Annotated in this window: 10 protein-coding genes and 1 other annotated feature; of the genes, 9 read left to right on the forward strand and 1 reads right to left on the reverse strand. The window is 49.4% G+C overall.

Annotated features, from left to right (window positions below):
- The first annotated feature begins 27 nt into the window (after positions 1-27).
- The 7 genes from I2G61_RS02915 to I2G61_RS02945 are packed head-to-tail and all read left to right on the forward strand — an operon-like array spanning position 28 to position 7,841.
- Positions 28-429: a DUF5411 family protein gene (locus I2G61_RS02915; protein ID WP_072682897.1), complete on the forward strand. Its 402-nt coding sequence runs from the start codon at positions 28-30 to the stop codon at positions 427-429.
- Entirely contained in the window at positions 426-1,226 is an 801-nt protein-coding gene (locus tag I2G61_RS02920; protein WP_072682896.1) for an RcpC/CpaB family pilus assembly protein, read from the forward strand. Before I2G61_RS02915 ends, I2G61_RS02920 begins: the two co-directional genes overlap by 4 nt.
- Entirely contained in the window at positions 1,219-2,274 is a 1,056-nt protein-coding gene (locus I2G61_RS02925) for a CpaF/VirB11 family protein (protein ID WP_072682895.1), read from the forward strand. The genes I2G61_RS02920 and I2G61_RS02925 overlap by 8 nt, the downstream gene beginning before the upstream one ends.
- Positions 2,262-3,143, forward strand: a complete 882-nt coding sequence (locus I2G61_RS02930) for a type II secretion system F family protein (RefSeq protein ID WP_072682894.1) — start codon at positions 2,262-2,264, stop codon at positions 3,141-3,143. Before I2G61_RS02925 ends, I2G61_RS02930 begins: the two co-directional genes overlap by 13 nt.
- A gap of 10 nt (positions 3,144-3,153) precedes the next feature.
- The gene (locus tag I2G61_RS02935) at positions 3,154-3,921 is read left to right on the forward strand and encodes a hypothetical protein (protein WP_072682893.1); all 768 of its coding nucleotides are present in this window, start codon (positions 3,154-3,156) and stop codon (positions 3,919-3,921) included.
- A gap of 18 nt (positions 3,922-3,939) precedes the next feature.
- Positions 3,940-4,284: a hypothetical protein gene (locus tag I2G61_RS02940; RefSeq protein WP_072682892.1), complete on the forward strand. Its 345-nt coding sequence runs from the start codon at positions 3,940-3,942 to the stop codon at positions 4,282-4,284.
- A gap of 20 nt (positions 4,285-4,304) precedes the next feature.
- Positions 4,305-7,841, forward strand: coding sequence for a hypothetical protein (locus I2G61_RS02945; RefSeq protein WP_195547876.1), 3,537 nt, complete (start codon positions 4,305-4,307; stop codon positions 7,839-7,841).
- A gap of 53 nt (positions 7,842-7,894) precedes the next feature.
- Here the strand turns inward: I2G61_RS02945 and I2G61_RS02950 are convergent, their stop codons facing one another.
- The gene (locus I2G61_RS02950) at positions 7,895-8,443 is read right to left on the reverse strand and encodes a hypothetical protein (RefSeq protein WP_195547877.1); all 549 of its coding nucleotides are present in this window, start codon (positions 8,441-8,443) and stop codon (positions 7,895-7,897) included.
- 554 nt (positions 8,444-8,997) lie between these two features.
- Positions 8,998-9,205: a binding site (T-box leader), on the forward strand.
- Between the two features lie 116 nt (positions 9,206-9,321).
- On the opposite strand from I2G61_RS02950, the gene I2G61_RS02955 reads away from it, so the two are divergent.
- Both I2G61_RS02955 and I2G61_RS02960 read left to right on the forward strand, forming a co-directional pair.
- On the forward strand, positions 9,322-10,968 hold the full coding sequence (locus tag I2G61_RS02955) for a peptide ABC transporter substrate-binding protein (protein ID WP_195396307.1): 1,647 nt from the start codon (positions 9,322-9,324) through the stop codon (positions 10,966-10,968).
- 307 nt (positions 10,969-11,275) lie between these two features.
- Positions 11,276-12,922 carry a peptide ABC transporter substrate-binding protein gene (locus I2G61_RS02960; protein ID WP_229100656.1) on the forward strand — a complete coding sequence of 549 codons (1,647 nt, stop codon included), beginning with the start codon at positions 11,276-11,278 and terminating at the stop codon, positions 12,920-12,922.
- Positions 12,923-12,943: the final 21 nt, after the last annotated feature.

Below are 12,943 nucleotides of genomic sequence, written 5' to 3' on the forward strand. Positions count from 1 at the left end.
TTTCATCAATGTGAAGGAGGAATATGAATGAGTCAATCCGTCAAGATTTACGGCCTGATTTTCCTGGCCTGTATCTGTCTGTTATTGTTTCTGGATTTTGACCGCAAGCTGATTATGGAAGATTCGCTGTTTGAGAGTGTGCGGACGACGCAGTTATCCGTGATGGACGAAGCGCTGAACCGCGGAGACCTGATCGTAAACAACCGTTTGTCGGTGAATAAAAACCGGGTGATGCGGTTGTGGAATGCAAAGATCGCGCAGAATCACAGCACGCTGTCGCAGCTGGAAGTTCGCTTTGTCGATATTCATGAAGATCCGGCCGCGATTGCCGTGGCGGTGCGGGAATCGGGGAAAGCAGCGATGAGCGCACAGATGGATTCGCAATATGACAACGTGGTGATCGTTGAAAGAAACGAGGAGACAGAATGAAAAAAATAAAGCTTTCCCCTTCTTTTCTTCAGCGCTACCGGCTGCTTTTAACGCTGATTCTGACGTTGGCGGTGGGCTTATGCGGTTATAAAGTGTATGAAACGACCGTACAGGCGGCCATTGATCCGATTTTGGTTCCCGTTGCGGCGCGATATCTGAAATCCGGCACGGTGATTCAACGGGAGGATATTCAGTTGATCGAGGTTCCGCGGCCGGTAGTGCTGGAAGGCGTTGAAAAAGATCCGGAACAATTAATCGGTCAGGCAGTCGACACCTATAATTCGGTTGCGGAAGGCGCCTTGTTCTATGAAGAACTGTTGATAGCGAAAGATGAGCTTCATGATGTGTCGGCGTTTCCGCTGCTGGAGAATGAAGCGGCGGTGACGATCGACGCGGACATCAAGACATCTTACGCCAATTCCATCCTGCCGGGACATCAGATTGATCTTTATTTTCAGGGCTACGCGACACAGGCAGACGAATCGGAAAAACGCGTGCTGTATGGGCAGCTGGTATCGCAGGCGCGGGTGATCGCGGTTCGCGACAGTACGGGTAAGAATATCGACGCCCAGTCGGATAAGGCCACCAGCGTCATCGTTGTCGCCCTCTCGTACGAAGACGCGGATCTGGTCCAGCGGGCAAAGTTTTTCGGCACGGTGCTGCCGATGGTAACCTATGGATCGCTGAATCCGGAAAGTCAGGCTGAGGATTTCTATGACATTGCGAAAATGCGTGAACTGCTTTATCAGAAAACGATTGACGTCAGTCTGGTCAAAGAGGTGAGGGAGGATGAATGATGCGCGGATCTTTGACAAAATTGACTTCGGTGTGCTCAGCGATCTTCTAATTCAGGAAGATATCCGCGATATCAACTGTCTGAATCACAACGAAATCTGGGTGACTTCCAATCATCATGGGCATTACCGTCTGATGGACCGATCGATTCAGGAAACGGAGATCAACCGCATTGCCAATCAGGTTGCCAATAAGATGGAAAAAGAATTCAACCCCGGCAGCCCCTGTCTGGAAGGCGATATTCATGACGCCGATCTCGATTTGCGCGTCAGCGCGATTCATGAGGAACTTTCGGTCAGCGGCGTGACGTTGGCGCTGCGCAAGGTATCCCGCGCCAGTATTCTGAGCGAGGACTATTTAGTGGAAAGCGGCTTTATCACCCGTTCGGCACTGCAGTTTCTGATCCGCTGTATCCGCTATCGGTGCAACATCATTTTTGTCGGTGAAACCGGCAGCGGCAAAACTGAATTCTTAAAATTTCTGGCGACCTATATTCCCGTCGATCAGAGAATTGTGACGATTGAAGATTCGCTGGAATTCAATATTAAGGAAATCCATCCTGAAGCTTCATGCAGCGCGTTCCGGGTGCGTCCGGGCTTTGATTATTCAGCGATCATCGCGATGGCGCTGCGTCAGAACGTCAACTGGATTCTGCTTCAGGAAGCCCGCGGAAAAGAAGTCGACGATTTGCTGGACGCGATGTCGACCGGACATACCGTGCTGACAACGATGCATACCCGCGGAGCGGATACCGTTACCACCCGCATCAAGCAGATGATGAAAAACGACGCGGAGTCGATGAGCTCGCTTGAAATGCGTGTGTATTCCCTGGTCGATCTGGTCGTTCATCTGAAAAAGGAAACGGGTAAGGACGGAATTGTCCGCAGCGTCGACGAAATCATCGAGTATCTCTATGACCCGAAAACCCGGCAATGTACCCAGCATGTTCTCTACCGGGCCCGCACCGGCCGGCTGAACCGCTGTTCACCCGAATTGCAGCGCCGTCTGGGAATGACGGAAAGCAGGGAGAAGAAATCATGCGCGGAATGAAAATTCTGTTTCTGACGCTGGGCTTTTGTTACAGTGCCCTCGCATTCAAACTGGACTGCCATGACTGGCAGGCTGTTTTGGACAGCCGGGTGATGCGGAAGCTGAACGATATTTCCTATTTTGGATTAATCCGCCGGATTGAAATCCTGGGCGGACATTATCCGGCTGGTCAATATGCAAGTCAGGCGGCAATTTTAGGAACTCTGTGCGGCTTGCTCTGCTACGCCACGACAGAGCACTGGGTCTATTCGGCGATCATCGCGTCCCTGGCGATCTTCTTTCTGCCTTCATTTTTCTATATGAATCTGAAGCGCTTAGCCCAGGAAAAAGAAGAAAAGGAAATGTTGACGTATGTATCGACCGCGATTCTTTACATCCGGGAAGATAAAAACAGTCTGCGGATTCTGAAAGACTGCGCGGCGTTGGTGGAAGCGCCGTTAAAAAAGGATCTTGAGCTTTGCGTGCGGCAGATCGAAGCCAATTCGGATTTTGCCCAGGCGCTGGATGATTTGGAAAAGAAGTACGAATATTCGCAGGTCCGTAATCTTCATTTATTGTTAAAAGGCAAAAAGATTGAAGGCGGACGCAACGAACAGCTTGTCGATTATCTGTTTGACAACACCGAGGAAAGTGAACTGCTGATCAACGATTACCGGCAGAAGAAAGCTGCCGGACGTTCCGTATTTTACTTTATGATGATTTTGAATCTGCTGGCGGCGCTGGTCATGAAAAAGATGTTTCATTCCTCCATGTATGTCAATCTGGCGACGGAGTCCTTTCGCTTCTGCATTTTTCTGTTTTACCTGCTGAACGCTGCGACGCTGTTTCTGTATGAATTCTGGTGCAGCCGCAACGACAAGCTGGAATAGAGGTGAGTTTATGGGATTGATGTTGGCGCTGATGCAGCTGAGTGCACTGAGCTTGTGGGGCCTGTGGGCCTATCAAGCGGGTCCGTTCGCTGCGGAAACAGCGGCGTTATTAGACCGCTGGATGGAATCCGACTACGCATTTTATTGTGAAAAAACAGGAAAGGGACAACCGCGCGCCCGCATGCTTAAACGGATATTGTACGCGTTTGCCGCCGGATTGTTCATGCTGGCGATCAAGAAAGGCACGCTGGATACATTTTCACTGATCTGCGCCGTTCTGGCGGCCACCGCCGTCTACCTTGGCGATCGCCTGCGGTTAAAGATGATCTATATCCAACTGCTGGGACAGGCTAAAAAAGAATTTCCTTACTATTTGAATCATCTGGCGATCCTGATTCAAAACAATCCGGTGCCCAACGCGATTGAAAAATCAATCCGTGAAGCGCCGGCGATCTTTCAGGAAGATCTGCGGGTTTTGGCGCGGGAAATCCATACCCAGGGATCTGATCTGAAGCCCTATTTGAAGTTTGCCCAGCGGTTTTCTCAAATTGACGATATCGGACGGATTATGCGGACGTTGTTCAGTCTGTCGATCACTTCCGAGAATCGTGAGCTGATCTTAACGGCGTTTTCTAAAATCGCGAATGAAAAGATCCAGGGCGCACGCCGCATTGAGCTGCAGCGCCGGATTGAAAAACAGAATATGATTCCTTACGTTCTGTTTCTGTGGCTGGGCTTTGTGATTTTGAATATGATCGCTTCGATCCGGTTTTTCTAAACAAAAAGGAGGAGAAATATGGGTAAGGGCGTGGAAATTTTCGGCGGCTTATTTGTGTTCACATTCTGCGTGTTGTTAATTCCGCAGATGCTGGCTTTTGCCGTCGGCTATAAAACAATCAATGAGCTGACAAGCTCAATGGTGGAAATCATTGAAGTCCACGAGGGTCTGACAGAACCGGCCAAACAGGAAATTGAAGTTTGGAAGCAGCGGGTTCCGGAAGTGACGGTGGAAACGGAAAGACAGCCGCAGAATGAGCGGTGTACCTACAAAGTAACGGGGAAGCTTCAGATTGAAATCGCCCTGATCGGTTTGAAAACCGAGCTGAAGGCGTCAAAAACAACGAAGCGGGTGATCTATTGAAAACGCGGAGATGTTTGTGCTTGCTGATGCTGATCAATCTGGTTTTAAGTATGGCAGCCATCCGGGCGGATTGTACAGTCATGTTATTTTATTCCGTAAAGGATTGGGTCGCCCATCAGGATTTCTGGGACAGCGAATTTACTGCCGATCAACAGATGACGATCAATTCCCAACAAATTACGGCGCAGTTTAACGCGCTGGGGACTTTTTCCTATCCCAAGCGAACAAGCTGGGAAGTGCTGGCCGGATTAAAAACGCTGACTGTCAGCGGAAATGAAAATCCGGACGATCCCAATTTTATCTCAGCCCATTTCGGGCGGCCAATAAAGATCGGCGACTTGCAGCTTGAGGTTCAGGGATGGAACGGCAGGGGCGAAGTCATGGAAAAGACAGTCTGGATCAACGCAGAAATGAACTGGGTTGACGGCCGGGCGGAGCTGACGGCTGGCGAAGAGGTGCTGAGCACGAAAGAGAAGCGGATTGCCTTAAATCTGGAAGACCGCGAGGTAAGCAATCTTTATGTCATGTTTAACGACAGCGGGCCGCAGTGTCACTATGAGTTAAACTATTTTCAGATTCCGGATTACGCCGTGCAGGAACATGTTCGCTGGACGCCGGAAAAAATTGAAAATACAGATATTCGTCAGGTCACGGTTTGTCTGGACGGCGGAACTTTCGAGCCTGATGGTACACAGGGGATATGGAAAAAAGAGAGTGCCGGTATTTTTACTCCGTCGACCTCATTGCTCGCACGGCAGGAAGCGGAAATTCAGAATCAATCTGATTTCTACGACTATGGCCGCGGGGGATCCATTCCAGCCTACGCCAATCCGGAGGTCGTAAAAGGGCTCGACAGCTACTCCAGCCAGATCAGCGGCTGGTATACTGAAGAACAGGGCGGCGGTTTTCGTTACCGCTATTACTCATACGGCTCAAAAGGAAAAGCCTGGCCCTGGATTGAAACCAGTCCGGGCTGGGGCGTTCAGTATGCAGCGAATCCGGTATATTGGGCTCAGCAGGGAAATTTGCCGCATCAGATCTGGTCGAGCGATGACGCCGGCTGGTGTCAGCATACAACCGGCAGCCGCAGCACGCCGTGTTACAAGTATGAAGGACACAGTACCAATGCCCGGCTGAATTCATACGACGTCACCGTCGTTACCTATAAAAATCTGTATGATCCGCAAGAACACTGGATTGCGGATGCCCGGTACACGCTGCTGAATGTTCTTACCCAACAGCGGCAGGATTTGGGAAACGGGGACGGTTCTGCGTTTTTCTATTCGCTGGATCAGTCCGGCCAGTGGCAGATCGAAGCGCAGTTACAGGATGAAGCTGGAAACAGGGCGACTGTGACGTCAAACGTTTTTTTGATTGACAATACCGCGCCATCCGCACACTTGGATCCCCAGGGTGATGAAACGTGGCATAACCAGCCGATGGCGGTTGAGGTTTCCCCTTATGATGAACATTCCGGCGTAAAACGCTGGCGCTGGGCTTTATCCGTTGACGGCGGTCTGCATTACGGCCGCTGCAGCGAATGGCTGCAGGCGCAGCCAGCGACGCTGACGCTGGGAGAAAATGGTCTGAACAGGATCAAAGTGGAAGTTGAAGACTTTGCGGGCAACCGCAGTGTAACCCTTTCGGATCTGTACAAAATTGATCGCCTGCCGCCCCAGAGTGAGCGCAGCTGGATTGAAGACGAAGCGGGAACGATTCTTGCGGATGGGGATCAGGTATATTCAAACTGGGTTAATGGAACGGCCCGACTTACAGTCCATACCGGTAAAGTCGAAGATCGGCCCGCGGTGTTTAACAGCGGTGTTCAAACGGTACAAGCCGCAACTTCGCAAGGTGAAATTGCATTGACTGAGCAGGACGAAATCTGGTCGGCGCCGTTGGCCAACGACAAAGAAGGACGTCAGACGCTGACGCTGGCCGCCTGCGATTATGCGGATAACTGCGCCGGGCTGGCAGAATTGGAATGGCGCGCGGATCTGCACGGCCCTGCGATCAGCTGGACGCTGACGCCGCAGGACTGGACGAATACAGATGTTTTGGTTCAGGTTCAGGCGAAGGACGAGCTGAGCGGAGTGAAGCACCTGAGCGTTCCGCAGAAAACTGGAGATGGGCCTGCCGCTCAGTTTACCGTCAGTGAAAATGGTACTTATTCCGTATCCTCGGAAGATCATGCGGGAAATAGCACGACGGTCGCTATTCCGGTCGGCAATATTGACAAGCAATCCCCATGGGCCTTGTTTGATCCGCCAGAAGCTGAAACCGAGGAAGATAAAATAGCTGTTTTGATTACGCCGCAGGACGATTTGAGCGGTGTTAAGCGCTGGCGTTACCGCCTCACCTATGACGAAGGTCAATCCTATATTAAAACTTCGTCCTGGTTTGATCACGATACTCCGCAGACAATCGAACTGACAATGGCGGGAAAATGCAAAATTGTCGTGGAACTCGTCGATCGGGCAGGCAATGAGGGGACCTCCGTTTCCGGTTACTTTCAGCTTAACGAAGGTGACTCGGCGGCCGGTCAGTTGTTTGTTCCCGCAGCGCATCCAGATGAAACTGAATACGCAATGCTGCATGCTCTTTGCGATGGCTGCAATCCCCAAAAGCAGCAGACGGTGACCGTCTGGCTGCAGGATGAGGTGATTTTTGAACAACAGCTGCCGGCGCTGCCGGAACAGACGATCAGAATTCCGTTTATGCTGAACGATGAAACGGCGATCATGCGGGCCCGGGTTGATTATGAACTGGACAAAGACCCGGACGATAATGAACTTCGTGTTAACATCGGCACAATATCCCGTCAGTTTCAACAAACCGGGGAAGAACAGCTTGAGTTTAACGGAGCGGTCATGTTCACCATAAATCAGAAGGAGGAACAGAAGAATTACGCGGAAACGTTGACATTGATCAGTCCTTTGCCCCAGTCAGACTATTTTGCGGGGGAAGGGATCGAAGCGGGGATTCAATATCATTATGTCAATGAATGCGCCGCGGTTGTAAACTGGGCCTGCAAAGCTGATACCACGCTGATCAATGCGAAAGCAAAGGCAATTTTTGATCAGGGCGCAGAGCCGGTACGCGAAAAATACGCGGTGGGCGCACATTACGAAATTCCGTTTGAAAGACAGGGCGACAGTCTGGTATTGCCGATGATGTGGGCAAGCCAGTATGAAGGCTGGATCAACGACGAACCCGTTTTCGAGAAGCTGGACGCTGACGATCAGATTCTGGAAGCCGGCCGGCGATGGTATACCGATCCGCTGAAGGAACCAGACGATTTGTTTTATACGCTGCAGGGTGAGAAAATGGCGGTCAATGAATTTTCGTTTAAAATGCTGCGAACCGCGGTTATTGACAGCCGGATGAAAGATCAGTATCGAATTAAATTTGCGAATCCGCAGGATGCGCAGACATTTGATACGCCGTTGTGGCGGCCGTATCTCGACTGGTTTGCTCAGCTGGCGGGAAAAACTGCGCTGGCCGCTGCTAATCTGAATGGAGCGGAGGCGGAAAGATCGCTGCCTGAAGAACAATGAAGCATGTACCCGATTTTGAAACAGAACGAATTAAAAGCGAGCCCAGCTCGCTTTTAATAGCGTTTAATAATTTTAATGGTGACGGAACATTTGCGATATGATCCGGTTTCGTCATTACATCCGGTCGGCTGTGTCCGTTCAATACACTCTTTGCGTTTTTGAAAGATAATCGTTCTTGGACGGCAGGTGGAATCACAATCATCCGGGCAGGAATCTCCGCCGTCGCCACAATCACAGTCGTTACCGCAATCGCAGTCATTACCACAATCACAGTCGCAATCACAGTCACAATCGCAATCACAGTCACAGTCGCAGTCACAATCATTCCCACCGCCGTTATCATCGTCGCCGCATCCCTTATCACAATCACATCCGCAGCCGCAGCCGCAACCCTGATTTCCGCATCCGCAGCCCTGATTCCCTCCGCAGTTGCCATTGTCGCATCGGCAGCCATCGTCGCAGTCGTCTTCGCAACAATGATATACGACTTCGTTTTCTGCCTGGATCTGATCTTCCGGCGTATCCCAGCCGTTGTCGTCGAATAGAATCCGCGGCTGTGTTCTTTCCTTTCGCTGATGCACTTTAATGTTGAGTTGTTCCATAGGCTAATCCTCCCTTGTTCAGTATCAGTGTATTCCGGCTTCGACAAGAAGTTCCAAAATAATCTTGAGAACAAAAAGAAGATTCAGAAACTCAGCGGATTTTAAGAGTTCTGCCGTTTAAAGCGGGGAAACACCCTGCCTGGATACCAGTGAAAAATCCGCACGGGGCGCTGAGAAAAAGATACAATCTGATTGCGGTTTTGCATTTAACTGAGCCGCTGGAATAAAATGAAAAGGAGATCTCAATCGTCTTGTCTGAATAAAAGAATGAGGAAACAAGATTACGGAAATGAAATGGTTTTGGGAATTTACAATTTATGAAAAAATATTTCATAATTTTTTCTTCCTGAGCAGGAAAAATCAGGGTAAGAAGTAAAAGCGGAGATGGGATCAGCAATGTTTCAAAATGGTAAAACTCGGAATAAAAAGGCAGAAATCCGTTGTCGTTGATATCTGTCTATTCATTATGAATAAAAATGAAAAAGTTTACAGAAAATGAAAATGTTTTGTTTTTTGCTTGACAACCCGTTCTCTGCGCTGTAAACTGAGGTTAATCAAAATCAATGAACAGAAGAGTAGTCATGAATGTGGCCGAAAGCGAGCGAACGAGGGTGGAAGGTTCGCGGCTAACGCATGATGAAGCGCATCTGGGAGATGGAATTCTGAATAAAATAGGAATTCACGTGTTTCCGCGTTAAGGATTGAGGGGGTTGGCTGTTGAAGCCGGCAACTAGAATGGTACCGCGATCAATCGTTTCTAGACATCTGGAAACGATTTTTTTATGATCACAGATTCAGTCTATTGCGGCAGTTATCAGCATACCCTGCTCCAGCGGAGATCAACTCCGCGGTTAAACCAGAAAAGGAAGGGAAAGTAAATGAAGAAGCTAGGAATTATTCTCTGTGCGGCTATGCTGATGCTGGTCAGCGCATGCTCCAGCGGCAACGGCGGCGGTTCGGCAACGACAAGCACAGGCGCCGATCCGGAGAATCTGAAAGTTGCAATCGGCGGCCAGATTACGACCTTGGACCCAGGTTTGAGTACCGAAACAGTCAACAACTACGTTCTGCGTCATACGACGGCAGGTCTGTTCCGTCAGGATGAGGAAAACAACATCGTCAACGATTTGTGCGACAGTTATACCGTTTCCGACGACGGTCTGACGTACACCTTCAAATTAAAGGAAGGCGTTGTCTGGAGCGACGATCAGCCGCTGTCGTCAAAAGATTTTGAATATGCCATTCTGCGCAATCTGACTTACGGAGCGGAGAATTCATGGGCAGTCTACTACCCGAGCTCTTATTTGAAAGGCGCGGAAGAAATTCTGGCCGACGACACCTTTGATCCGGAAAATGACACGATCGAAGGCATTGAAACGCCGGATGATCAGACGCTGGTTCTGAACTTGAAGAAACCGTGCGCCTGGTTCCCGCAGATGCTGACCAATAACGTGTGGAAGCCGCTGCGCGCTGATTTTGCAACCCAGCATGACTCCTTATGGGCATTGAAACCGGGTTATCCATCAGTCGGTGCTTATGTTTTGAAAGAATGCAATGAAAATGAAAAAGCAATCGTTGTGAAAAACGATAAATACTACGATGCGGATTCCGTAACAATGCCGCAGATCACATTCCTGGTCATGAGCGATACCGACGCGCAGGCGCTGGCGTTCAAGAACAATGAGATTGATATTGCCCTTTCTATCACTCCGACATTGGCAGAAACTTATTCCAATCCGGGCGAAATCTGGAATAAACCAGATGTTTCCAACTACTTCCTGGCGATCAATTCCGGCTCTACCGGTCCGGAAACAATGCAGAATGTCGATGTTCGCCGCGCATTAGCCCTGGCGATTGATAAAGACGCGCTGGTCAGCGCTGTCGGCAGTTCTGAATATTACAAAGTTCTTAACGGCTATATTCCGGAAGGTTTAGCCGGAGCAGAAGGGGATTTCCGTCTGGAAGAAGACGCAAAGGAAAAATATCTGGAATATGATCCGGAAGAAGCGAAAGCCCTGTTAGCCAAAGCTGGTTATGATGAAAGCAATCCGCTGAAGTTAACCTACAAATATTCGCAAACCCAGCTGCATGCCGATGTTGCGCAGATCCTGCAGCAGATGTGGCAGAACGTGGGCATTGATTGCGAACTGACCGTTGTTGAATCCGGCGTCTTCTATGATCAGATTGATAACGGCGACTTTGAAATCTGCCGTTATGGCTACAGCGCGGGCGATGATCCGTCGCAGTATCTGAGCTTGTGGACAACTGGTCAGCAGGTCGTTGCGGCCGTTGACGATCCGACGTATGACAAGATGGTCGATGAAGCGGGCTATCTGGTCGATCACACGGAATACATGAATGCCCTGCATGCCGCTGAGCATTATCTGGTTCAGGAAATGGTTTACGTTATTCCGCTGTTTAACTACAACACTCCGTGTCTGTTAAAAACAAACGTCAAGGGCGTTCAGATGTGGGGATTGAATCCGTATTTCGGCAGCGTAACTGTCGAAGCTGCGGCTGAGTAATCCAAAAAGAAGCGAGGATGGAGAGCTCCATCCTTCTTCTTTTTAACCGTTGGTCAACCTGCGGCTGAAACTGAATGCAGTATTGCAGGACAGGATAAGCGGCTGATCTAAAATCGCATCCTTGAAGTTCAGTTTTTCGTATAAGGTCAGTCAGAATCGGAAAAGAAAACGGAACCTCTCCCAAGTCTTTGAAAAATAAATGAAAATATTTTCATGAAAATTCACAAAATATTTCATGAAAGTGTTGACATTTATTCTCACGGGTGTAAAATTAAAAACAATCCAGAAAGAGAATGGGGGATTCTATATGAGAAAGTGGATAGCCTTAGTTTGTTCCTGTATGCTTCTGCTTGCGGGCTGCAGTACAAAGGAAGAGGGAACCGCAGGTTCCGGCCAGACGCCGACCAACGATTCGGCAGAAACCAACGAGCTGACCGTAGCGGTCGGCGCGCAGTTTACAACGTTGGATCCGGCGTTGAATTCCGAACTCATCAACGGGTATGTTATGCAGCATACTTACAGTACTTTGTTCACCAAGGACGAGGACAATAACCTGATTGAGGATTTAGCGGAAAGCTGTGATATCAGCGAAGATGGTCTGACCTACACCGTTAAATTGAAAGAAGGTATTCAATGGAGCGACGGGGTTCCATTAACCGCCGAGCATTTCCGTTACGGAATTGTCCGCGCGCTGACTTATGGCGCTGAAAACGCCTGGTCGATTTACAATCTGGTCACTTATCTGGACGGTGCCGCCGCTTATGAAAGCGACGATACTCAGGATGCGGAAACCTTGCAGATTCCGGGGGTTCAGGCCGTTGACGATACGACGCTGGTATTCCAGCTGACTAAACCATGCGCTTTCTTCAAAGCCCTGCTGAACTCATATGCCTTTATGCCGGTCCGCGCTGATTTCGCGCCGCAGCATGATTCCACCTGGTCCTTCGCGCCGGGCTATCCGAGCGTCGGTCCGTACATTCTGGAAGAATGCAATGAAAACGACAAGATTGTCGTTACAAAGAATGAAAACTATTACCGTGCTGATGAGATCACGCTGGATAAGATTACATTCCAGGTCATGACAGATATGGATGCTCAGGCGCTGGCGTTTAAGAACAATGATATCGACATCGCGCTGCGCGTCAATTCTTCTTTGCCGTTAACTTACGAAAATAAAGAAGAATTGTGGAAAGTTGAAAGTCCGTCCAACTATTTCCTGGTTATCAACAGCGGTCCGACAGGCCCGGAATGGATGAAAGATGTCCGAGTCCGCCGCGCACTGGCTTTAGCGATTGATAAAGAAGCGATGGTTACCGCGGTTGGCGATCCTTCCTATTACGTTCCGTTAGACGGCTATGTGCCAAACGGTTTGAAAGGGGCGGAAAAGGATTTCCGTACGGAAAGCGACGAGAAAGAAAAATTCCTGCAATACGACCCGGAAGAAGCCAGGAGACTGCTGAAAGAAGCAGGTTATGACGAAACAAATCCGCTGAAGATTACTTATAAGTATTCCCAGACGACGCTGCATGCTGACGTTGCGGCCGTTCTGCAGGGAATGTGGAAAGCGATCGGCGTTGAATGTGATTTGGAAGTTGTTGAATCCGGCGTTTATTACAATCAGATCTTCAACGGCGACTTTGAAATTGCCCGTTATGGTTATACAGCCAGTGACGATCCATCTCAGTTTCTGACGTTGTGGACGACGACGCAGCAGCAGACACCGGCGGTGGATGATCCGGAATATGACAAGATGATGGACGCCGCAACCTACATTGTCGATTATACAGAATATATGGAAGCGCTCCATGATATCGAACATTATTTGGTTCAGGAACAGGTTTATCTCATTCCGCTGTTCAATTACGGCGATCCGATGTTAAAGAAAACCTACGTTAAAAACACGACGCATGTCGGAGCAACGCCATTCTACGGCTATTGCACGATCGAAAAGTAACGACTCTTCAGAGGTCTGGCT

Source organism: Holdemania sp. 1001095H_141210_F2 (assembly GCF_015558105.1).
Lineage (GTDB): Bacteria > Bacillota_I > Bacilli_A > Erysipelotrichales > Erysipelotrichaceae > Holdemania.